Origin of the sequence: Rossellomorea vietnamensis, from assembly GCF_008180615.1 — a bacterium.
Classification (GTDB): domain Bacteria; phylum Bacillota; class Bacilli; order Bacillales; family Bacillaceae_B; genus Rossellomorea; species Rossellomorea vietnamensis_D.
Genome location: NZ_VTEH01000003.1, coordinates 237,344 through 259,687, shown reverse-complemented (window position 1 = coordinate 259,687; position 22,344 = coordinate 237,344). Strand labels below are relative to the sequence as shown.

Genomic DNA, 22,344 nt, shown 5'->3' with positions numbered 1-22,344 from the left:
CTCTCAGATCTGAGAGAGCAGCTTTTTTTCCTATTTACGAGGTAATTCCGGTGGATTATGGTTATTTTTTCAAATTAGTTTGAAATAGCAGCAAAGTTTACGAAAAGAGACTTACATTAAAACCATCACTAGTGGCGAAAATAAAAACGGAGGTGAGATTATGAGCAAAAACCATAGTAATAACAGAGGCACCAAGGCACCAGGTGTTAACCCGCAAGGATTCGGACAAGATGGCGTAAAAACTCCCGACCCTAAAACGGAACTTGAAAACAGAGCCAAACACTCCAACACGAAAAGATAAGTTTTAATCTGATACGATTAGCCAAAAAACATACCATTAAGTCAGAGCAGCTCCTAGATAATGGTGCGATTAGCCAAAAAACATACCCTTAAGTCAGAGCAACTCGTAGATAATGGTGCGATTAGCCAGCAAAACATACCATGAAGTCAGTGCCACCTAAAGGTAATAGATAAAAAAAGGGACTCTTCAAAGGCATACTGCTTTTGAAAAGTCCCTTTTGAAATATTAAGCATGCTGACTGAGCAAATGGTCTTTCCCGACCAGATATCTTCTCAGTACTCTTAACTCAAGCTCGTCCATCATGGAAATAGCATCAGGAGCTATCGCTTCCCATTTGGCAGATTCCATATTGAATTTCAGAGGGACATCGCATTTAATTTCAGCTAGCTGGCGGGATACATGAAGCATGTCGAGATCAGCCTCAATTTTCTTTCGTTGAGCCGGCGTAAGAAGGTGGATCCCCTCAAGGATTCCCTGGATATGCTGATGTTCCTGAATCAGTTTTACCGCTGTCTTTTCGCCGATTCCTTTTACACCAGGATATCCGTCGCTCGTATCGCCCATAAGCGCTTTAACGTCAATGAACTGAGAGGGAGTCAGCCCTTTTTCTTCAATAAAGTAGTCTTTTGAATACGTGTGATAGTTACCGAAGCCCTTTTTCAATAGAACTACATCTATATTATCATCCAGCAGCTGCAGCAAATCCTGGTCACCGCTCAAGATCGATACTTTTGTTTCTTTAGTGGCACTTTTGGCAATGGTACCTATACAATCGTCTGCTTCAAAGCCGCTTAAACCTATATTATAAAGAGCAAACCCTTCTGCCACCTCTTTTGCAAGGTCGAATTGAGGAATCAACTCAACAGGAGGTGCATTTCGGTTAGATTTGTAGTCTGAATAAATTTCATTACGGAATGTCGAGCTTCCCATATCCCAGCAGACTGCTGTATGTGTCGGCCCGATATGCTCCACGGCCATCAGAAGGTGCTTCATGAACCCCTGAACCCCGTTTGTAGGCTGGCCTTTCGAGTTAATCATAAATTGCCCTGAAACGGCAGTAGCAAAAAATGAGCGAAATAATAATGCCATACCATCTATCAATAATAAATGTTCGTTATGTTTTTCCACTTTAACCACTCCTTTGTTCACCTTAGCATTATAACATATTTCCGTATGAATTTTTTTAGGAATTCTTAGGAGAAGGACGAATCACATATAGTCTGATTCTCACAATAAACAAAAAAAGACCGGCTCCTTTTGGATGCCCGGCCTTTGGTCAACCCTGTCTATTATTCCGTTTCCACACTATTTTCCTCATAAGATACCCAGTCACTGTAGCTGCCTGTATAGAGCTTTGCATTTTTATACCCTGCTGTCCACAAGGAAAGAATATTCGCAGCAGCGGTAACTCCTGAACCGCAATAAACAATGATCGGCTCATCCTTATTGATATCCACCCATCTTTTTTGGTGATTCTCTTTAGAAAGAAAGCTGCCATTTTTGAACGCTTCTGTCCAATCATAGTTTACAGCTCCCGGAATATGGCCGGCAACTTTATCAATTGGTTCAATACGCCCTAAATACCGGTCCTTGGCTCTTGAATCGACCAGCCTTCCTTCTGCTTCTCCGTCCGATATCAATCTGACATCCTCCACAGCCGCTGACATATCCGCCTGCATATCCGGGTGGTATTCTTCAGGAGAAAACTCAGTCATTTCCGATGATACTTCAAAGCCTTCATTCTTCCAGGCTTCAAAGCCGCCATTTAAAATAAATGCTTCCTTGTGGCCGAGGTACTTTAACATCCACCAGCACCGTGCCGCAAATGCTCCTTCACCAGAATCATAGGCAATGACTTTAGTTGTGTTCGTTATTCCGGCATTTTGCAGCTTCTGGACAAAATCGTCTATATCAGGAAGCGGATGACGTCCTCCGTGCACCTTAATTTCGCCTGAAAGATCTTCTTCCAGATCAAAATAAACCGCCCCGGGAATGTGCGCTTCTTGAAAAAGTGTTTTGCCATAATGAGGTTCTCCCAATTTATATCGGCAGTCTAAGATCCTGACATTTTCACTGAGATAATTGGACGAGAGCCACTCTATTTCTTTAATATGCTCCATCAGAATCCTCCTCCTTTCTCATAAGGTTCCTAATATGTTCTTTAGGACTCCAGCAGTTGAACTCATATTGGGGCTGAGTCTCAAAACCAAGCCTTGTGCATTGGTAGAGCATCTCTCCGCTTACCCTTTTGGCAGAAAAATGCTCGCAGGTGGCACAGGCATGAAATCGGCTCTTCTTCATATGCTGCTCCCCCTTAGCTGTACGAAGACAGTTCTGTGTATACGGCCTTCCACGTCTCAAGGTTTTCAACGGACTGCAGCGCTTCCAGCCAAGAGTCGATTTGATCAGCAGATTGAGATAATAAGGAGTCCGTCATCCGTCTATGCTCCATTTCCATGAATTCCAAAGCCCACTTAAGAATGATGTCTTTAGATTCTTCAAGATAATGATCAGCCGGCAACTCCAAATCATCCTTCAGCTTTTCCATTACTTTTTTCTTGCCGTTATTCTCAAAAAAGTCTTTTGAATTCTTGAACAGCTTTAATGCCGGCTGAAACCGTTCCCTTTCAATTTCTGAAAACGCCTTTGAAAAATCAAGGGCTTCAGGGTCTTCCTTTTCATAAGGAGACATTACAAGGTCTTCCTGCAGCTTACTGATTTTTTCCAGGTATACTTCGAATTGTGAACTCAGCTGTTTTTCTGCGAATTTTTCTGCTCTTAAAGTGGTTGCCCTCATCTCCTGAGCAAAATCAAAGCCTGTTGAATCAAGAAGTTCTTCAAGTGCCGAGTGAAGTGCTGCCTTTGAAGTGGAATGCTGCGAAAAAAGAGCCGGATGAAATGCTTCCTTAAAAAAATCTGAAAAACGCAAGAACACTCTTTGTTTCACATAATGAATCAGCTCTTTAATCTCTTGAGTTACACGCAGCTTTATGCTTTCCGGAGCCTCGCTCTTCAGAAAGTCTTTCAGTTTTTCTCTAAGCAGCAGCAATTCTTCTCTTCTCGCATCACGCTTCTGCTCATCCATGGAAGAGTTCTCGATCAGTGTTCTTAATCGCTCTAATCCCCTCTTCCACTCTGCTTCTGCAGATTGAGCTGCCATCCACTTTAATTCACCATCTATAAATTGATCGAAATCTTCTTTGAATAAGTCCATACCGGAAAGACTTGCGTTCTCTTCCTCTATTGCCAGCTTGGAAGACACTCCAAAAATTCTTGGAAAACGAATTCCGTACTCAACTAGCTGGTTTTTTACATAATCAATAACTTCATGCTTTTCGTTCTCGTCTTTTGCAAGGTCCACCGCATTGACAACGAAGAACATCTTATCCATTTCAAAAGCATCCTTCACCCTGCCAAGCTGGATCAGGAATTCACGATCTGCTTTTGCAAAAGCATGATTATAATAGGTTACAAACAGAATCGCATCAGAATTTTTGATATATTGGAAAGCCACCCCGGTATGTCTGGCATTGATTGAATCAGCTCCAGGAGTATCTACCAAGGTGATTCCCTGCCTGGTAATAGGAGAATCGTAGAAAAGATCAATTGATTCTACGAAACAAGACTGACTTTCATTTGCTACAAATCCCTTAAATTCCTCCAAATCGACTTTTAGTACCTCACCAAGCTGTGAACGATAGTCAGAGTATCCCCTTAAAAACGCGGCAAGGAACGAAAGATGGACTTTCTCCTTTCCTTCTCCATCTTTGCTGTTTAACAGTTCAGGAATGCGCTCTGCAGCTTCACTAAGTGAATCGGCATGGTACTTGAAGACTTTCATTGAATTCTGGACGTCTATCAACATTTCCTTCTCGCTTTTCAAGAACACTTTTGCCGTTCCATGATGATTTCCATTCATAGGCGGCCTGATACGATTGATGGAAGCAGTAGTAGGATTTGGGCTTACCGGCAGCACCTTGCTTCCCAGAAGCGCATTGGCAAAAGAAGATTTTCCGGCACTGAAGGCACCGAATAACGCAATGGTAAATTGTTGATCCTGAAGCCTTTCTGCCTTCTTTTGCAACACTTGAGCTGTTTGTTTTAACCCGTTGATGGTTTCAAATTTTGACCCCATTACATTCAAACGCTGAATCAATGGTTCCAGTGAAAGGTTCCGGTTGTCAGCTTCTGATTGTTTTTCTTCAATCTCTGAGGCAGCCGTTTCGTTTTCGAGCAACTCATCTTCTACAAGATCTTCAGTATACAAGATATAGTCTTTCTCTTTCTTTTCCCACTCTTCATCCCACTGGTTGATCATCTCTGTTGATGGAAGATTTACTTTATCTTGAATGATGCTCTGAAGGTTATTGATCTTGATTTCCAAGTCTTCATTAATAAATTCAAGCTTTCTCAAAGCATCGGTTTTCTGTTTTATCTCCTTATACTTTAAACCTAATTCTTCATTTTCTTGGTCTTTTTCTGCTTCAACCAACTCAATAAGGCTGTTTTTTAATTCTTCCGTTTCATTTCTTGCTTTTCTTTTCAGCTTTCCTGCCAGTTCTTCACAGTAATTAAGGACATACTCTCCAGTCACCCTGGCACCGGGCCTTGCCGTTTCCTTTAAATCTTCTTCTGTAACTTGCACGGTCAGTCCTTCTGATTTGGCAATTAAACCTTCGTTATGAAATCCAGCCTTTTTCATCACAAGACTGCCTAATCCACGCAAATGCCACTCCAGCTGGGACTGAACATTACTTCCAAGATTACGGATCAGCTCTTTCATACGCTGATGCCGCTCTTCTTCTGTTTTCTTCTTGGCAAAGATCATCCCTACCTTGAAATCATCTTGAAGTGATTCCAGATACCTTTTGGCGGATTCCCTTGTTTCGAATGGCATTAAATAAGCGTTCTTAAGAATCTTTTCTCTTTCCTCGTCAAAGATATCGACGTAGTGCTTAGAACTGTTTCTGGCAATCTTTTCACTTAATTGAGACTCACGCTGATACAATGCCTCTTTATTCTGGAAATCTTCATCCGATAGTATATCGGCAAGAGAATCGCGCTGCTCCTTTAAGTTTTCTTTCAGCCATCGCTCATGTTCACTGGCAAGGAGGTTGACACCGGCTGCAAAAGAATGCTGAAGAAGTTCATCCTTATTCATAAATTGGCTGTTGATCAAGTTTCTGACTTCAGAAAATTCATTGTCAGGATTATCGGTATCCCTGAGAGAAGTGAAAAATATCCGTTCAGGATTCACCTGCCATGCTGAGAATGACTCCGATACCGATTGCTTGAAATTTTCAAAAGACAATTCGTCTTCGTTATGTTTATCAATTTGATTTACTATGAGGTACAGCCTCACTCCATGGTTAGCCAGCTCTCGTGCATATTCGAAGTTCAGCTGCGACTGCACATGGTTGTAATCCATTACATAGAACACAATATCAGCTAGATGGAGAGCCGACTCGGTTGATATACGGTGAGCATCATCCGTACTGTCCACTCCCGGTGTATCCAGGACGGTCACTCCGTCAGGAAGCTTAGTATCCTTCTTTCCTATCTCAATGCTTTGAACGTTTTCTCCATCTTTACAATACCTTTTCACAATATTGAAGTCATAAGCACCATTGAAAATAACTGATTTCCGGTCATGATAATGAATCTTTGCAAAATCTGAATCTGCATGATGAAGCTTTACCAGGTTTGCAGATGTGGGAATCGGGCTTGAAGGCAGCAATTCCTCGCCTGCCAGTGCGTTGATCATTGTCGATTTACCTGCAGAAAAGTGTCCGCAGAATCCTGCTATAAATTCATTTTTCCAAAACTTATGAGCCAGCAGTTCGGCTTTGGCAGCCGTTTCTTTATCTCCGGTATCTATAAGAATTTCATGTAGAGAAGCCAGTTTATTTAATTTATCTGTAGTCTTTTTGTCTGATAGCGTTTGCAAAAGAACCTTCCCCTTACACCTTTGAGTAGTCATGATAATAATATGCATCTTTATTTTAGCTTATAATTCGCTTCTTTCCTATTAAAACATAGCAAAAAACCAATGAGATACTTGGTTACGGCTGCAGTTCGGTTCCTCAGAAAAAGAGAAAGACCAAAAGTGCAAGGCCCTGTTAAGCCCCGGCAGGCAAATGTTCCAGAGAGAAAGAAAGCGGTCTTTCCTTTTTATGTCTTCAGAACATTCGTCCCTAGGAGCTGGACCTGGGTATCATAGCACCCGCACAGGCGGAATAAAGCTTTCTGAACAACAAAAAAGGACTCAATATTCAAGAAGTCTTGAACATTCAGTCCTTTTCGGAAGCTATTGACGATTATAGGCAGGAACCAGTTCTGTTGGTTTTTTCTCTTCCCCCAGCCCGCCTTTAGAAGCAGCTGCGGAAGCACTTTTTGTAACGAACACATTATTCAGCACATACTTCATGACCAAGCTGTAAGCTGCAGCTGTAAAAATGACCAAAAATAAAACCATGTAGAAACCCCTTTCCTATAACTCGTCTTGAGAATAATTTTCATCTTCAATTAGAATTTTACCAAATATGATAATCATTTTCAATGATGTTTCATTCATTTTTTAAAAATTTGCTGCTTTTTAATTCGAATGTTGAAATCAGCCACTATTTAGGCAGCAGTAACTCAGTCAATTTCTTCTTTTTTTATTACAGGCAGAAACCGTTTTTTTCCTTGATGAACAGCCTGATAGTTTGTTGATTCTCTCAGGGCTTTTTCTTCCAGGGGAATGCGTACAGACAAAATAAATTGGTTGAGCAGAGCAAAAATGAATAATGTCCAATAGGCGTTAAACATTAAAGGTATGACAATCAATTCGACTGTGACAATAAAATAATTGGGATGCTTGATAAATTTATAGGGGCCTTTCGCTACCACTTCTGCCTGTGGCAGCACTATGATTTTCGTATTCCAATATTTCCCCAATGAAGCAATAACCCACACCCGGCCAGCCTGAGTGATGAGAAAAAGGATAAATAACAAACCCCAGTAATCATTCATAGTTCTTTTTAAGAAGAATTCTTCGACCAATAAAGAAATAAAGAAAAGCAGATGAATGGAAACCATCAGCTTATAATGTTTCTGCCCATATTCCCTTGCGCCCCTGCCTTTCATCCATTTTTCATTTCTTTTAGCGATAAACAGTTCTACCATACGCTGAATCGCTATGACTGCAAACAATACATAAAACATCATTCCCACCTCATCAGTAGTAATTCTGAACTGAATCCCGGGCCAAGAGCCACCCCAAGTCCGATATCACCCTCTTTTATATCTTTGTTCAAGTGCTCTTTTAACACATAAAGGATTGTTGCTGAAGACATATTGCCGAATTTTCTCAATGTATCTCTCGAGATATCAAGAAGGCCTTCTTTCAACATCAGTGCCTTGTCATAAGCTTCGATTACCTTCTTCCCTCCAGGGTGGGCAACAAAGTGATTAATGTCCTTTAGCGATAATTTATGCTGCTTCAGCAGTTTTTCAACATTTGGCTTTAACCATTCCTCTATAATCGAAGGAATATCTTTTGAAAAAACAACAAATAATCCATCATCTTTGATATCCCATCCCATGACATCCAGAGAGTTTTTCATAGTAGTCGTTTGTGTTGCGAAGATGGCAGGCAGCGGTGCATCTGCTTTTTTTACAGCCTCGCTTTCATCACCGCTCACTAGACAGCAGGCTGTTCCATCAGCAAACAAAGAGGTGCCGATCAGGTTGCTCTTCGACCGGTCTCCGTACTGAAATGTCAGGGAGCAGAGTTCAATCGTCAGCACCAAAACGTTAGCCTGCGGAAAGGCTAGGCAGTACTCATAAGCCCTTGACAAGCCGCTTGCCCCTCCCGCACACCCCAGGCCCCAAATCGGGATTCTTTTCACATGATCCGGAAATGGAAGGTGGTTCATAATCCTTGCCTCAATACTTGGGGTGGCAAGTCCAGTCGTACATATAGTGAAAATAGCGTCAATATCCTCGTAAGAAACCGGACTGTCTCTTTCAATACACTTTTGAATTGCTTCTGTCCCTAATTTGACTGCATTTTCTATAAAAGAGTCATTCTTTTCCTGAAATGAATGAGGCCTTTTGAACCATTCAATATCATGGACAAAATGCCTGGATTCAATTTCACCATTCTGGAATACAGGCAAAAGTCTTTTAATGTCTTTGAAATCCCGGGAAAATAAATTTTCGGCAAAGTTCGCCACTTCCCCTTGTTTAATAGAGTGCGGGGGGATGGCGGTTTCTACGTTTATGATTTTAGGCATAATGATCTCTCCTTACCTCAGTAAGGATATCTTTACCAAGCTGAAAAAAATCATTCATTTTTCTTAACAGAGACAGTAAACAAGCGGTGTTTCCTGTCGATAATACCTATATACATAGAAATCATGTAAAAAGCACTACTTTTTAAAGAAGCAACGATCTGCTTTTTCAAAATTCAAAATCATCATTCTTTTTTCCTAGAAATTATGCTAAGCTAAAAAAGACAAAATAATGGAGGATTCGACATGACTACAACAGCTAAAAGTGTTACCGATATTTTAAATGGTACGATACAGTCAATCAAATCGGTCATTCCCCTCCCTGTAAAAGTCGATCAGCCCACTCTTCTTTCAGAGCCTTTGAGGACACATAAGATTGGTGTATTAATCGGTCTTACTGGTGACATTCGGGGGCAGATCATCTTCGATGGAGATATAGAGGACTTCCAAGGTCTTGGAAATGCCATGTTCGGAATGCCCCTGGAAGGTGAAATGCTCGAATCCTTTGCAGGTGAACTGGGCAATATGATTGCCGGCAACCTCTCTACACACATATCCCAGCTGGGTCATTCAATGGATATTACCCCGCCTACTGTCATTGCAGGCGAATCAAGGCTGTCCGGTTTTGACCGGGCATTAAGGCTTCCAATCACTCTAGAAAACGGCGGAAAATTCATTGTTGTGATAATGGTCGACCTAGACTAAAAAATTATGACAAAGAGAGAAGACATACGAATCGTTTATTCGCATGCCTTCTCTCTTTGTTATTTTACTAGTTACATTAATTCTTGGGAATATAGCAGCCTGCTCGGTTATTTCTGCTCTGCGGGCCAATATCTAAGCATTTCTTCTTTCTCATTGGATCGTATCTTCTCTTTGCAGGCCAATATCTATGGATTTCTTCACTCTCATTGGCCCGTATCTTCTCTTTGCGGGCCAATATCTATGGATTTCTTCACTCTCATTGGCCCGTATTTCTGCTTTGCGGGCCAATATCTATGAATTTCTTCTTTCTCATTGGCCAGTATTTCTGCTTTGCGGGCCAATATCTAAGCATTTCTTCTTTCTCATTGGATCGTATCTTCTCTTTGCGGGCCAATATCTATGGATTTCTTCACTCTCATTGGCCCGTATCTTCTCTTTGCGGGCCAATATCTATGAATTTCTTCTTTCTCATTGGATCGTATCTTCTCTTTGCAGGCCAATATCTATGGATTTCTTCACTCTCATTGGCCCGTATTTCTGCTTTGCGGGCCAATATCTATGAATTTCTTCTTTCTCATTGGCCCGTATCTTCTCTTTACGGGCCAATATCTATGGTTTTCTTCTTACCTTTTGGTCTGTATCCCTAAATCTCGGCCTAACATCCATGGTGATCCCCAGCCCTGTATCAGAGGCTGCAAGAGAATAAGCCCAGAACCTGGAACTCTATAAACTAATTAGACCGCTAATTATGTTAAGCATATAACTTAATCAAAATCCCTGGATCGTCATCCCGCCGTCTACGAAGAGAGTCTGTCCGGTCACATAGTTTCCAGCTGAAGAAGCAAGGAATACAGCCGGACCCACCAGCTCGTCCAATTCACCAACCCGCTTCATGGGAGTGACCGCCAAAATATCCTTCATGTATTCTTCATCCGCCAGGAGTTTTTCAGTCAGGGGCGTTTTGAAGTACCATGGCCCGATGCTATTGACGTTGATATTATAACTTCCCCACTCTAATGCAAGAACTTTCGTCATCTGGATCAGTGCAGCTTTTGTGGCTGCATAGACCACCCCAGTCCGCAGTGCAACATGGCCTGCAACAGATGCAATCGTAATGATTTTACCGCTGTTTTGCTCTCTCATGATTTTACCTGCTTCCTGGCTCATCATGAACGCGGATTTAAGATTGGTATCCATGATTTTCTGCCATTCATCATCGGTTACATCCAGAGCTTTGGACCTGATATTCATTCCGGCATTATTGACAAGAATGTCGATAGATCCCGCCTGTTCTTTCACACTTGAAATAGCTTTTTCTACTTCTTCTCTTACCGTCACATCTGTGGTCATTATGTATGCTTTTCTTCCGGTCCTTTCAATATGAGATGCAGTTTCTTTCAAATCTTCCTCTGTTCTGGATAAAATGGCTACGTCAGCGCCAGCTTCCGCCATTCCGATGGCAATTGCCCGGCCTATGCCTCTGCCTGCTCCTGTAACAACGGCCGTCTTTCCCTTTAGCTCAAAAGATGGTAAAAACATCACAATCTCCCCTTTTAACTATTTTCCTCATTTTAACATAAGCCTTATACTTTCATGAGGAGATTGCTCTTACATCATTAATCCTGTTGATCTGAAATTTTATGAAAATGATTTTGAATCGTTATTTTCTTGGTTTCTTCGCAGCATAAATCACATATATCTTCCTTTTCAAAGAGTCTCCGACATCTGTCACAATAAAATTTCTCCATTTTCATACCTCCATGAACTCGCTGCTTCCATTGTATGCACTAAGCTCCAGTATGGTGTCTGTCTCAGGAGATAGTCTTGTGGCCAGAAAGATTGAAAAACAACTTGTTATCAATTTATCGATAAGTCGTTGGTATGGAAAAGAGGTAATTTTACTATTCTAGTAGAATTTATAGTTTGCTGAGATTATTACTAAAATAAAACCGCGGAGTTCTAGTGAAATGGTGCTGTCTCATGCAGGAAGCATGCAGTGAGAGTTTAAGCTATGTGATGCCCGCCGATAAAAAATAAATGAGGTGTCTCTTGCGGAGATCTTTTACCTTATTAGTTGTAAGTGTTTTTATTTTAACTGGATGTGGTTTAGAAACAAAGCGGTTAAGTGAGTTCTATAAAGGCGATATTTCGGATGTTAATAAAATTGAAATTGTGGACGGCAGTACTGGCAGTTCCCTAACGGTGACTGAACCAGAAGCTGTCCATAAATTCATTGAAGAAACGAAACATATAGAGTTTATTCCTCTGGAAGATCAATCGCCAAGGGATGGGTTTCGTTATTCAATCAACTTTTTTGAAGGAGATACCGAAACCTGTTCATTTGGATCATCTCAAATAGGCGATGTCTACTACTCAACCGAACCTGACATTCACCCCATTGTAAAAGAATTTTATGAAAAAAATAACACCAATTAACTGCTGCATTTATTATTTTTGTCTTTAACGCGTATTTTTCTTCTTAGAAAAATACGCCACCTCATTCTCTAAATAGTAGAAAATGATAGTGGCGTACTCTCCATTCACGAAGCTCTCTGCTCCACTACTCTCACAGTTTTTTCCGATTTTCTTACATTGAAAACAATATTCAGAAGAATGGCTGTCAGGCTTCCTGCTACGATGCCGTTACTGGTCAGGATCTGCAGGCTTCCAGGCAGCTGGCTGAACATGTCAGGAACCACGGTAACTCCCATGCCCATTCCGACTGCACAGGCAACAATCAATAGGTTTTCCTGTGAATTGAATTCAACACGGCCAAGCATTTTGATTCCATAAGCGACCACCATGCCGAACATGGCAATCATCGCGCCTCCAAGTACAGGAGATGGAATGACAGTGGTCAGCGCTCCGATTTTTGGTACAAGCCCAAGCACGACCAGCATGGCACCAGTCAAATAAATCACATTCTTCGTTTTTACACCTGAAAGTTGAGTGAGCCCAACGTTTTGAGAGTAGGTAGTGTAAGGGAAAGCATTGAAAATCGCTCCCAGCACGATGGCTGCCCCTTCCGCACGGTATCCCCTCGCCACATCGTTTTCCTCAATTTTTTCTTCACAAATGTCACTTAACGCAAAATATACACCTGTCGATTCTACCAGACTGACCATCGCTACCAGAATCATGGTTAAAATGGCTGTCAAATGAAATTCCGGCATTCCGAAGTAGAACGGCTGGGCCAAGTGGAACCAAGAAGCTTCAGCTACCGGTGAAAAGTCAACCTTGCCCATAAACCCTGCTGCTATCGTGCCGGCCAACAGTCCCAATAGGATGGCTACCGCTCTAACAAATCCTTTAAAGAAACGGAACAATAAAATGATGAAAAACAGGGTTCCAAAAGCCAAGCCGATGTTGGAAAGAGCTCCAAAGTCAGCTGAGCCTTCACCGCCTGCCATGTTATTCATAGCCACCGGAATCAGCGTAATTCCGATTATCGTCACAACGGATCCAGTGACTACCGGCGGGAAGAAACGAATCAGCTTGCCAAAGTATTTTGAAATCACCATTACGAACAGACCCGATACAAGAATGGACCCATAGATGGCCGGAATTCCATACTGCCCGCCAATCGCAATCATCGGCCCCACTGCAGTAAATGTACAGCCAAGTACAACCGGAAGCCCGATACCGAAGAAACGATTCTTCCAAACTTGTAAAATGGTCGCCACACCGCACATAAGAATATCAATCGAAACTAAGTAAGTAAGCTGCTCGCCGGTAAGACCAAGTGCCCCGCCCACAATCAAGGGAACGATGACGGCTCCCGCATACATGGCAAGCACATGCTGGAGCGCAAGTGATGATAATTTCAATGAGTTCATGCTAATGCCTCCTCTGCGAATACTACTTTACGGCCTGACAATGATTGAAGGCTTGCAAGAGACTCTACCTTATATCCTTTCTCTCTCAGCAGCTTACCTCCATCTTGAAAAGCTTTTTCTATGACAATCCCGATGCCTGCAATGGAGGCACCTGTTTGGGAAATAATGTTGATCAATCCTTCTGCAGCTTGTCCATTGGCAAGGAAATCATCTATGATCAGGACTGTGTCATTATTGTCTATGTACTTTTTAGAGACTGTGATTGTATTGGTTTCTTCTTTGGTGAATGAATATACTTCAGCGGTAAGCAGGTCCTCCGTCAAAGTAAGCGATTTTCGTTTCCGGGCGAAGACAAGAGGCACGTTCATAGTCAGCGCCGCCATCACAGCAGGAGCGATTCCAGATGATTCAAGAGTCACAATCTTTGTAATCCCTTCATCCGCGAAAAGCCTCGAAAACTCTTCTCCAATCTCTTTCATTAAAAACGGGTCGACCTGATGGTTTAAAAAGGAATCCACTTTTAGAACTGAGTCAGATAACACGCTGCCCTCTTTGATGATTTTCTCTTCTAACTTTTTCAAACCATTCTCCTCCTTCCGCCCTTCAACTGAAAAAAGCTCAAGGGCATCACACTCATCATTTGAGCGAGACAATGCCTTTGAGCTTTAAAAAACCAAAGAAAACAGAAAGAACTCTTCCGTCCATTGCTCACTCATAGTCGAATAATTTACGGTTATCCGGTAGAGACTTGCGGGCCATATTCCCGCGGTTATATGAGTAAGTGTTATGTAATTACTCATTAGTATATCAGGTCAGAATGGAATTTCAAGTCTTTTTAGACAAATATACGAACAATAAACAAACTTTTGTATCATTTGTTCGCTTATTTATACTGTTAGATTTGATTTTCAAATCCTTCTTAAAACTCCTCATCCTCGTTCTTCACACTTCTTTCACAAATATTCTTATCAGGTGTGACTTTTATCACAGATAGGATATAGTTTCTTCCCTATTATTAAAGTATCAAGATAGTGTTAGCTACAGGAAAGGAGTGAGCCGCATGGCAAATCCGCAGTTAAATCACAAGACGAAGGTAAAGACCGAAGATTCCTCATCTTTGAAAGGAACTTTCGCGGCCGTATTGTTACTCGGGCTGTTTCTTATCCTCAGCTGGTTTGGTGTTTTTTATATTTTCATAGATCGTTTCTAAGTGGAAGGGGAAGATTGTTATGCATATGCACCGTTATGAAAAATGGTGGCTTGCTTTTGGTACTGGGTCTCTTATTATATTCTTAGTCATTCTAGGTATCGGCGCTTTTCATTCAGGTCATACTCCGCCAAGCGCCAAGGCGTATATCGATCCTGAGCAGGTAGATCAAATCGCTCCATTCAGTGAGCCTGGATTAAAAAAAGTCGAGGGCAAAGACTGGGATTATGAACTGGTCGTTGTCGGTTCAGCCTTCTTTTACTTCGCCGGTGAGGAAATTGAAGTTCCTGTTGACTCAAGGGTGAAAATCATTGCGACTACAAAAGACGTAGTGCATGGATTTCAAGTGGCAGGCACTAATATTAACATGATGCTTGAGCCGGGCTTCATTAGTGAATACGTAACAACTTTTGATAAAAAAGGTGAATATCTCGTTTTGTGCAATGAGTATTGCGGGACAGGTCACCATATGATGCAAACAAAGATCAAGGTGGTGGATTGACATGATGACAAAAGTTGATCGAAGGGATGGCCGTTTAGCTCTTGCACATTTATATGTAGCGTTCATTGCACTGGCTCTTGGAGGCCTTGCAGGGCTGCTGCAGGTACTGGTAAGGTCAGGAAGCTTCACTCTTCCTGCGAATATTGGTTACTATCAAGTTTTAACCGTTCATGGAGTTCTATTGGGACTTGTACTTACGACATTTTTTATCTTAGGTTTCCAGCATGCCGCTATTTCAAGAACATCCGGCACATATCGCAGTGGTTCACGCAAAGCAGGCTGGATTGGATTCTGGGTAATGCTTACCGGGACAGCTATGGCAGCTGTTATGATTTTATTAAATGAAGCTACTGTTCTATATACCTTTTATGCTCCACTTCAAGCTCACTGGATTTTCTATCTTGGTTTGACTTTTGTTGTGGTGGGCAGCTGGATCGGCGGAGGTGCAATGATTGCTGAATATATCCACTGGAGAAAACAGCATCCCGGCCAGCCTAGTCCTCTTTTGACGTTTATGGCCATCATCAATACTGTTTTATGGATTGTGGCTACATTGGGAGTTGCAGGAACGGTCTTATTTCAACTGCTGCCATGGTCACTCGGACTAGTTTCTGAAGTTGACGTCCTGATCAGCCGTACCCTTTTCTGGTACTTCGGCCACCCGCTTGTATATTTCTGGCTGCTTCCAGCTTACATGGCTTGGTATGTGATCATCCCAAAAATCATTGGTGGAAAAATTTTCTCTGATTCACTGGCACGTCTGTCTTTTATCTTATTCCTGCTCTTCTCCATTCCAGTAGGATTTCACCATCAGCTGGTTGAGCCCGGAATAGATGCATCTTGGAAGTTCCTGCAGGTTGTTTTAACCTTCATGGTTGTCATCCCATCATTAATGACTGCTTTCTCGTTGTTTGCAACCTTTGAAATGTATGGAAGATCCAAAGGGGCAACAGGATTATTCGGCTGGTTCAAAAAACTTCCTTGGGGAGACGCCCGCTTTACTGTTCCATTCATCGGAATGGCAGCTTTCATCCCTGCGGGAGCAGGCGGACTGATCAATGCCTCAAACCAAATGAACCAGGTGGTCCACAATACCATTTGGGTTACAGGACACTTCCATTTGACACTCGCAACGTCTGTTGTATTAACCTTCTTCGGGATAGCCTATTGGCTCGTTCCTCATTTGACCGGACGCGTTCTTACTAAAAAAATGAACAAACTGGCAATCGTCCAAGCAGTAGTATGGGCAGTGGGAATGAGCATCATGTCCGGTGCCATGCATGCTGTCGGGCTGCTCGGTGCACCAAGACGTTCTTCTTTCTCAACATATGGTGACGCCCCTCAGGCATTGGACTGGATTCCCTATCAGGTCGCACAGGCAGTCGGAGGGACCATCTTATTCCTGGGAATCATCTTGATTCTTTACATCTTCGTCAACCTGGCATTCTTTGCTCCTAAAGGCGAAGAAGAGTTCCCAATCGGAGAAACAGCCGATGAAGCAGAAAAGACCCCGATGGTGCTGGAAAATTGGGAAATTTGGCTTACTGTTCTGGCAGCTTTGATTCTGATCGCTTATACGGTTCCGTTTGCGGATATGATTCAAAACGCGCCGCCGGGTTCCAAAGGATTTAAGTTGTGGTGAATGTGGTTTCAGGTCTCTTTTAATAGAGGCCTGTTTTTTTGTGTAATTTTGGAGAAAATTCATGGTTAAGGCGGCGTGACTTATTGTTATTTTATAATTGAATCTTAAGGCAGGGTTATTCTCGAGGGCGTAACCCTTGCGATTACTAGGTCGGTGTACTCGTTTTCTTAGCGGGAAAGTCATTTTTCGTTTTAATGTACCTCGCTTCCTTAGCGAAGTACATTATCTTTGTAATTTTTGGTTTTGATGTACCTCGCTTCCCTGGCGAAGTACATCATCTTTGTGATTTTTGATTTTGATGTACCTCGCTTCCTTAGCGAAGTACATCATCTTGGCGATTTTTGATTTTGATGTACCTCGCTTCCCTGGCGAGGTACATCATCTTTGCGATTTTTGATTTTGATGTACCTCGCTTCCTTAGCGAGGTACATCATCTTTGCGATTTTTTGTTTTGATGTACCTCGCTTCCTTAGCGAAGTACATTATCTTTGCAATTTGGTTTTGATGTACCTCGCTTCCTTAGCGAAGTACATTATCTTTGTGATTTTTGGTTTTGATGTACCTCGCTTCCCTGGCGAGGTACATCATCTTTGCGATTTTTCACTTTGATGTACCTCGCTTCCCTGGCGAGGTACATCATCTTTGCGATTTTTCATTTTGATGTACCTCGCTTCCTTAGCGAAGTACATCATCTTGGCGATTTTTGATTTTGATGTACCTCGCTTCCCTGGCGAGGTACATCATCTTTGCGATTTTTCGTTTTAATGTACCTCGCTTCCTTAGCGAAGTACATTATCTTTGTGATTTTTGGTTTTGATGTACCTCGCTTCCTTAGCGAAGTACATTATCTTTGTGATTTTTGGTTTTGATGTACCTCGCTTCCTTAACGAAGTCCATTATCTTTGTGATTTTTTGTTTTGATGTACCTCGCTTCCTTAGCGAAGTACATCTTCTTTGCGATTTTTGGTTGTGATGTACCTCGCTTCCTTAGCGAAGTACATTATCTTTGTGATTTTTTGTTTTGATGTACCTCGCTTCTTTAGCGAGGTACATTATCTTTGTGGTTTTTGGTTGTGATGTACCTCGCTTCCTTAGCGAAGTACATCATCTTTGCGATTTTTGATTTTGATGTACCTCGCTTCCTTAGCGAGCTACATTATCTTTGTGATTTTTGGTTTTGATGTACCTCGCTTCCTTAGCGAAGTACATTATCTTTGTGATTTTTGGTTTTGATGTACCTCGCTTCCCTAGCGAAGTACATTATCTTTATGATTTTGGGTTTTGAAGTGCCTCGCTTCTTTAGCGAGGTACATCATATTTTAGATTTTTCATTTTGATGTACTTCGCTTCCTTAGCGAAGTACATTATCTTTTGTGATTTTTGGTTTTGATGTACCTCCCTTCCCTGGCGAAGTACATCATCTTCTCGATTTTATCGTTTGATGTACTTCCCTTCCTTAGCGAGATACATCATCTTTAAGTATTTCCACTTTAATGTGACTCGCTTCCTTAGCGAAGTACATCATCTTCTCGATTTTTCGTTTAAATGTATCCCGCTCCCTTTAAGAAGAGAATGGTCTACCTAATGCACCTTCCAAACGTTTTCCAAAGAACTCATTACATTGCTTTGGAGAGCAAAAAACCGGCGGACCCATCAAGGGACTGCCGGTTTCAACTGTAAATTATTAAGATAAGTTATAAACTCCGGAATACTTCTCAGTGAGGTAGTTTACAAGATGAGTGGCATTCAGCCCTTCTCCTGTCACCTCAGTAAGAATTTCAAGCGGCTTCTTCATTTTCCCCCACTGATGGACATTCTTTGTCATCCATTCACGGACAGGAGCCAGGTCGCCTTTTTGAAGCAGTTCATCATAATTCGGAATGTCTTTGATCATCGCTTCCTTAAATTGAGCTGCATACATATAACCCAATGCATAGGAAGGGAAATAGCCGAAGCTGCCGCCTGCCCAATGGACATCTTGCAGCACGCCCCTTGCATTGGTTTCCGGTCTGATTCCAAGATACTCTTCGTATTTGTCATTCCAGATTTGCGGCAGGTCTTTCACTTCAATTTCATCGTTGAAAAGACCTTTCTCAATTTCGTAGCGGATCATGATGTGAAGCGGGTATGTCAGTTCATCCGCTTCAATCCTGATTAAAGATGGCTTGGATTCATTGATGGCACGATAGAAATCTTCCAGTCCGACTTGATCAAACTGGCCTTCTCCAAATTCTTTTAGCAGAGAATAGTTCTTTTCCCAGAAGGAATAGTTTCTTCCTACAAAATTCTCGTAGAATAGTGATTGAGATTCATGGATTCCCATAGAGGTGCCGGTCGCAAGCGGAGTGCCTGTCAGGTCGGCGGAAATATTCTGTTCATACAGCGCGTGGCCGCCTTCATGAATGGTACCGAAGACTGCTGTTCTCCAATCACCTTCATCGTACTTTGTTGTAACCCTTACATCTCCAGGGTTCAAGCCGATGGCGAAAGGATGGACCGTTTCGTCCAGTCTCCCGGAATTGAAGTCGTATCCCATTTGCTCCAGAATCTTAAGACTGAATTCTTTTTGCTTTCCTTTAGGAAAATGTTCAAAGATAAAATCAGTTTTTGGCTTGCTGTTACTTTCACTTATACGCTGCACAAGAGGAACGATTTTTTCACGGAGCTCGCCAAATACTCTGTCGAGAACTTCCACAGTGACGCCCGGCTCATACATATCCAGCAGCGTATTGTATTTATTGCCTTCGTAGCCCCAATACCCTATAAACTTCTTATTAATCTCTACCAATTTTTCAAGGTAAGGCTGGAAGGAATCAAAGTCATCATTTTCTTTTGCCGCTTCCCATGCACTTTCGGCTTTGGATTGAAGCACGACATATTCCTTATATTCATCTGCGGGTATTTTTTTGTTGCGGTCGTATTCTTTCTGGCACTCTTCCAAAACCTTGAGGACCATTTCAGTTAGATCGGATTTATGTGCGGATAATTTTGCTATGTAAGCTGCCATCTCTTTGCTCGTTGACATTTCAAACACTTCGGAAGACAAGAGTCCGATTACTTCGGATCGCTGTTCAATTCCATTTTTAGGCGCTCCAGTCCTTAAGTCCCAAAAAATAAGACCCAGCGCTTCGTTGTATGCTGACATTTTCTTTACATATTCTAAAAAGTCTTTTTCAATTTCTTTAATCTCTGTTGTCATATTATTCCCCCTAATCTCGGTTTCCCTTGCTATTTTATCATAGTTTTCTGATAAGTTCTTCTTTCAAGACCGCTATCGCTATTGTTTTTATCTTTTGTAAACTATGATTTAATCTACTATTTGTGAAAGACTGCTTCTAAATTTCCGGCAATGAAAAACAACCCTCTTTTATAAATATGGTACAAGGTCTTGAAAAATGCTGAAAACGATAAAGCGGAAAATACAATACACGTATTTTCCGCTTTACAAAGTATTAATATGGCAGTACAGACTTGATTTGAGGCAGAAGATGCTTTTCATTCTCTTCAAGCAAGATAGATACTCTTCCCTTATCCTCTGATGTCCTTATAAGCCTGCCTAGTCCCTGTTTAAGCCGCAGCAGCATGTAGGGAAGATCCACTTCTTCAAATGGATTTTCAGCATGATTTCTTTTTGCATCAAAGACAGGATCCTTCGGTGGGAATGGCAATGAATAGATCAGCACCTGTGACAGCGAGTCTCCTGGAATATCCAGTCCTTCCCATAGGTGGTAGGAGCAGAGAACACTGTTACGTTCATTTTGGAACCGTTCAACAGCCAAGCTGATCTCTTCATCTCCTTCGTAGTAAACTGGATAAGGCAAATTCTTATCCTGAAGATACCCTTTAAATATCTCCAGGTCTCGTTTGCTAGAGAATAACAAGAGGGTCTTCCCTTCATTTTCTTCTATCTTCTCCAGACAGTACTGCAGCTTTTCCTCTGAAAGTCCTGAAGTTAATGCAGGAATATCGATCTTCATATTTTCCTCATAATCGAAAGGTGATTCTACCGAAAATGATTCGTACTGATCGATTCCAAGGCTGTTCGCCAAATAGGAAAAATCTTTGTTATTTGACAAGGTAGCTGATGAAAAGACAAAAGGAATCTTTTGATTGAACACTTTCTGCCTGAGTATCTCCTCTACCAGCCGAGGCATGATGACGAGCGTGTCATTCCCTTTGTTAGTTTCCAGCCAGTTAATTCCCTTATTTTCTTCCAGGAACAACTTCAATGAGTAAAGGATTTGTTCCAGGTACTCTTCAATCACCTTCAACAAATACTCGTCCATAACATACATTTCGGATTCAAATACAAGTTCTTCAGTCAATTTATCTATTAAACCTACCAATTTCCGGCCTTCCTCTTTCACACTCTCTGTCTTGTCAACATGAAGACGGAATGCATTCTCATCTTTATTGGCAGCCTCGTTCAAACACTGAAACCAATAGTCATTTTGATTAATGATGTCCTCAATGAGATACATAGTATTTTCCCGCATGTCACTGGCGGTCATTTTTTCAAGCAGGCTTTCGAGCGTCTCTTTTCTGATCCGGTAGGTCAATGCCTTCTGAGAAGCAAATTCAAGGAGGTGGCCCTCATCAAAAATAACGGAACTGGCTTGGGGAAGCAATGGGAGCTGACCTTCTCTCACTCTGGATTCTTTCGTCCATATGTGTTCCATATAAAAATCATGCGACACGACTATCAAATCAGCCGCTTCACGGTAATAGTCCCTGTTCAATGTCTGGCCGCAGCGGTGGCGCTGCGCACAGGACATACAGTCTTGAAGGTTATCCCAGCCGACAGCTTCCCATTCCGTATCACTCAATCCGCTATACTCTTTGCGATCTCCATAACGGTGGTATTTCGTCATAGAAGACTTTCCATGGACGAATTCAGGCAGCGTGTTGAATATATCCATGAATTTATCCTCTTCAAGCATTTCGGACTCAAGCTTCTGCAAGCACAGATATTGTTCCCTTGACTTCGCCAATCTTACGTCCACCTCAAGGTTTAATGCCTGTTCAATCTTCTTGATATCGCCTTCTTTTTTAACAATCTGTTCGATCAGTGTTTCATCTGCGCAGGCAATGATTGCCGGCTTTCCGGTATATCGGGCATACGCCAGGGCATAGAGTAGATAAACAAGCGTTTTGCCGGTACCCACACCCGCTTCAGCGAACATAACTTTTTTGTCCTGAAATGATTTCAGCACCTGAAAAGCCATATAAATTTGTTCATCCCTCAGCTCAAAGCCTTTTTCAGGGAGAATATCATAGAATACGTCTCCTATCCAGTCACCAAGCCCTTCATAAAAAGACTGCTCCTTGGACAATGCAAATGGTAATTTACCTCTCATAGCTTCCTCCATCTTCACTCTGAAATCTATTATATATTAATGTAAAATTTCTTAATCCATAAAAGATTAATTCTATACTTTAACAAAAGAAAACGCAAGCATCCAGCGCTTGCGTTTCTGTAGCAGCTATATTTGTGTCCTGCAAGTTATCATCTTTAAATAGTATCTCTTTTCGTTTCATACAGTATCAGATTAGATTACAACCAGATTTCGGGAGGATTTCACAAGGCAGTAGTCTTAAATCTCAAGACTGGTTGCGGGGATTGCTGTAAAACAATTCAAAGGCAAGAGCATTCGTCAGTTCTTCCTTTGCTGATAACAATCCTCCCAGCACCTCGCTGTCCATCTGAACGTTTTCGTCTTCTATTAATTCAATTGTAGACTGTAATGCTTTGGAAATTCGATTATAGTCTATTGGTGATTTTTCCACTGTGTTTCACTCCTCATTAATCTATATTGAGAAGTATACGCAGATTTTCTGTTAATTATGACTGCTCCAAAAATCACACCTTACTCTA

Annotated in this window: 18 protein-coding genes and 1 riboswitch; of the genes, 6 read left to right on the top strand and 12 right to left on the bottom strand. The window is 41.8% G+C overall.

Going from position 1 to position 22,344, the window contains the following annotated elements; all coding sequences use genetic code 11:
• Positions 1-160: 160 nt before the first annotated feature.
• The gene (sspL, locus tag FZC79_RS06585; RefSeq protein WP_148938546.1) at positions 161-301 is read left to right on the top strand and encodes a small, acid-soluble spore protein L; all 141 of its coding nucleotides are present in this window, start codon (positions 161-163) and stop codon (positions 299-301) included.
• A 225-nt stretch (positions 302-526) separates the two neighbouring features.
• Here sspL and FZC79_RS06580 read toward each other — a convergent pair whose 3' ends face one another.
• From FZC79_RS06580 to FZC79_RS06555, 6 genes are all read right to left on the bottom strand, one after another.
• Positions 527-1,390 (bottom strand): 5'-3' exonuclease, encoded by an 864-nt coding sequence (locus FZC79_RS06580; RefSeq protein WP_252183277.1) that lies wholly within the window; start codon positions 1,388-1,390, stop codon positions 527-529.
• Between the two features lie 200 nt (positions 1,391-1,590).
• Positions 1,591-2,421, bottom strand: a complete 831-nt coding sequence (locus FZC79_RS06575; protein WP_148946013.1) for a sulfurtransferase — start codon at positions 2,419-2,421, stop codon at positions 1,591-1,593.
• Between the two features lie 194 nt (positions 2,422-2,615).
• On the bottom strand, positions 2,616-6,248 hold the full coding sequence (locus FZC79_RS06565) for a dynamin family protein (protein WP_252183265.1): 3,633 nt from the start codon (positions 6,246-6,248) through the stop codon (positions 2,616-2,618).
• A gap of 360 nt (positions 6,249-6,608) precedes the next feature.
• A complete protein-coding gene (locus tag FZC79_RS22995) occupies positions 6,609-6,776 on the bottom strand; it encodes a hypothetical protein (protein ID WP_187442660.1) in 168 nt (55 codons plus the stop codon).
• Between the two features lie 164 nt (positions 6,777-6,940).
• Positions 6,941-7,510 (bottom strand): isoprenylcysteine carboxyl methyltransferase family protein, encoded by a 570-nt coding sequence (locus FZC79_RS06560; protein WP_148946011.1) that lies wholly within the window; start codon positions 7,508-7,510, stop codon positions 6,941-6,943.
• Positions 7,507-8,580, bottom strand: a complete 1,074-nt coding sequence (locus FZC79_RS06555; protein ID WP_148946010.1) for a type III polyketide synthase — start codon at positions 8,578-8,580, stop codon at positions 7,507-7,509. Before FZC79_RS06555 ends, FZC79_RS06560 begins: the two co-directional genes overlap by 4 nt.
• A gap of 243 nt (positions 8,581-8,823) precedes the next feature.
• On the opposite strand from FZC79_RS06555, the gene FZC79_RS06550 reads away from it, so the two are divergent.
• Positions 8,824-9,282, top strand: coding sequence for a chemotaxis protein CheX (locus FZC79_RS06550; RefSeq protein ID WP_148946009.1), 459 nt, complete (start codon positions 8,824-8,826; stop codon positions 9,280-9,282).
• A 768-nt stretch (positions 9,283-10,050) separates the two neighbouring features.
• Here FZC79_RS06550 and FZC79_RS06545 read toward each other — a convergent pair.
• Complete coding sequence (locus FZC79_RS06545) at positions 10,051-10,821, bottom strand: SDR family NAD(P)-dependent oxidoreductase (protein ID WP_148946008.1); 771 nt, start codon at positions 10,819-10,821, stop codon at positions 10,051-10,053.
• Positions 10,822-11,331: 510 nt separating this feature from the next.
• Between FZC79_RS06545 and FZC79_RS06540 the strand changes: the two genes are divergently transcribed.
• Positions 11,332-11,718 carry a hypothetical protein gene (locus FZC79_RS06540; protein ID WP_252183264.1) on the top strand — a complete coding sequence of 129 codons (387 nt, stop codon included), beginning with the start codon at positions 11,332-11,334 and terminating at the stop codon, positions 11,716-11,718.
• A 104-nt stretch (positions 11,719-11,822) separates the two neighbouring features.
• Here FZC79_RS06540 and FZC79_RS06535 read toward each other — a convergent pair whose 3' ends face one another.
• Positions 11,823-13,118: a nucleobase:cation symporter-2 family protein gene (locus FZC79_RS06535; RefSeq protein ID WP_148946006.1), complete on the bottom strand. Its 1,296-nt coding sequence runs from the start codon at positions 13,116-13,118 to the stop codon at positions 11,823-11,825.
• Entirely contained in the window at positions 13,115-13,699 is a 585-nt protein-coding gene (locus FZC79_RS06530; RefSeq protein WP_148946005.1) for a xanthine phosphoribosyltransferase, read from the bottom strand. Before FZC79_RS06530 ends, FZC79_RS06535 begins: the two co-directional genes overlap by 4 nt.
• Positions 13,700-13,813: 114 nt before the next feature.
• Positions 13,814-13,915, bottom strand: a riboswitch (purine riboswitch).
• 263 nt (positions 13,916-14,178) lie between these two features.
• Between FZC79_RS06530 and FZC79_RS06525 the strand changes: the two genes are divergently transcribed.
• The 3 genes from FZC79_RS06525 to FZC79_RS06515 are packed head-to-tail and all read left to right on the top strand — an operon-like array spanning position 14,179 to position 16,469.
• Positions 14,179-14,328, top strand: a complete 150-nt coding sequence (locus FZC79_RS06525) for a cytochrome c oxidase subunit 2A (RefSeq protein ID WP_148938557.1) — start codon at positions 14,179-14,181, stop codon at positions 14,326-14,328.
• Positions 14,329-14,347: 19 nt separating this feature from the next.
• Positions 14,348-14,827, top strand: a complete 480-nt coding sequence (locus tag FZC79_RS06520; protein ID WP_148946004.1) for a cytochrome c oxidase subunit II — start codon at positions 14,348-14,350, stop codon at positions 14,825-14,827.
• A gap of 1 nt (position 14,828) precedes the next feature.
• A complete protein-coding gene (locus FZC79_RS06515; protein WP_148946003.1) occupies positions 14,829-16,469 on the top strand; it encodes a b(o/a)3-type cytochrome-c oxidase subunit 1 in 1,641 nt (546 codons plus the stop codon).
• Between the two features lie 1,684 nt (positions 16,470-18,153).
• Here FZC79_RS06515 and FZC79_RS06510 read toward each other — a convergent pair.
• The 3 genes from FZC79_RS06510 to FZC79_RS06500 form a co-directional block, all read right to left on the bottom strand.
• Entirely contained in the window at positions 18,154-19,668 is a 1,515-nt protein-coding gene (locus FZC79_RS06510) for a carboxypeptidase M32 (RefSeq protein WP_148946002.1), read from the bottom strand.
• A 253-nt stretch (positions 19,669-19,921) separates the two neighbouring features.
• Positions 19,922-21,826: an ATP-dependent DNA helicase gene (locus tag FZC79_RS06505; RefSeq protein WP_148946001.1), complete on the bottom strand. Its 1,905-nt coding sequence runs from the start codon at positions 21,824-21,826 to the stop codon at positions 19,922-19,924.
• Positions 21,827-22,070: 244 nt separating this feature from the next.
• On the bottom strand, positions 22,071-22,256 hold the full coding sequence (locus tag FZC79_RS06500; protein WP_148946000.1) for a hypothetical protein: 186 nt from the start codon (positions 22,254-22,256) through the stop codon (positions 22,071-22,073).
• Positions 22,257-22,344: the final 88 nt, after the last annotated feature.

Coding starts and splice junctions, on each gene's coding strand:
- FZC79_RS06525 (WP_148938557.1), top strand. CDS start 14,179: ATGGCAAATCCGCAGTTAAATCACAAGACGAAGGTAAAGACCGAAGAT.
- FZC79_RS06515 (WP_148946003.1), top strand. CDS start 14,829: ATGATGACAAAAGTTGATCGAAGGGATGGCCGTTTAGCTCTTGCACAT.
- FZC79_RS06580 (WP_252183277.1), bottom strand. CDS start 1,390: ATGGCATTATTATTTCGCTCATTTTTTGCTACTGCCGTTTCAGGGCAA.
- FZC79_RS06505 (WP_148946001.1), bottom strand. CDS start 21,826: ATGAGAGGTAAATTACCATTTGCATTGTCCAAGGAGCAGTCTTTTTAT.
- FZC79_RS06535 (WP_148946006.1), bottom strand. CDS start 13,118: ATGAACTCATTGAAATTATCATCACTTGCGCTCCAGCATGTGCTTGCC.
- FZC79_RS06555 (WP_148946010.1), bottom strand. CDS start 8,580: ATGCCTAAAATCATAAACGTAGAAACCGCCATCCCCCCGCACTCTATT.
- FZC79_RS22995 (WP_187442660.1), bottom strand. CDS start 6,776: ATGGTTTTATTTTTGGTCATTTTTACAGCTGCAGCTTACAGCTTGGTC.
- sspL (WP_148938546.1), top strand. CDS start 161: ATGAGCAAAAACCATAGTAATAACAGAGGCACCAAGGCACCAGGTGTT.
- FZC79_RS06550 (WP_148946009.1), top strand. CDS start 8,824: ATGACTACAACAGCTAAAAGTGTTACCGATATTTTAAATGGTACGATA.
- FZC79_RS06545 (WP_148946008.1), bottom strand. CDS start 10,821: ATGTTTTTACCATCTTTTGAGCTAAAGGGAAAGACGGCCGTTGTTACA.
- FZC79_RS06575 (WP_148946013.1), bottom strand. CDS start 2,421: ATGGAGCATATTAAAGAAATAGAGTGGCTCTCGTCCAATTATCTCAGT.
- FZC79_RS06510 (WP_148946002.1), bottom strand. CDS start 19,668: ATGACAACAGAGATTAAAGAAATTGAAAAAGACTTTTTAGAATATGTA.
- FZC79_RS06560 (WP_148946011.1), bottom strand. CDS start 7,510: ATGATGTTTTATGTATTGTTTGCAGTCATAGCGATTCAGCGTATGGTA.
- FZC79_RS06520 (WP_148946004.1), top strand. CDS start 14,348: ATGCATATGCACCGTTATGAAAAATGGTGGCTTGCTTTTGGTACTGGG.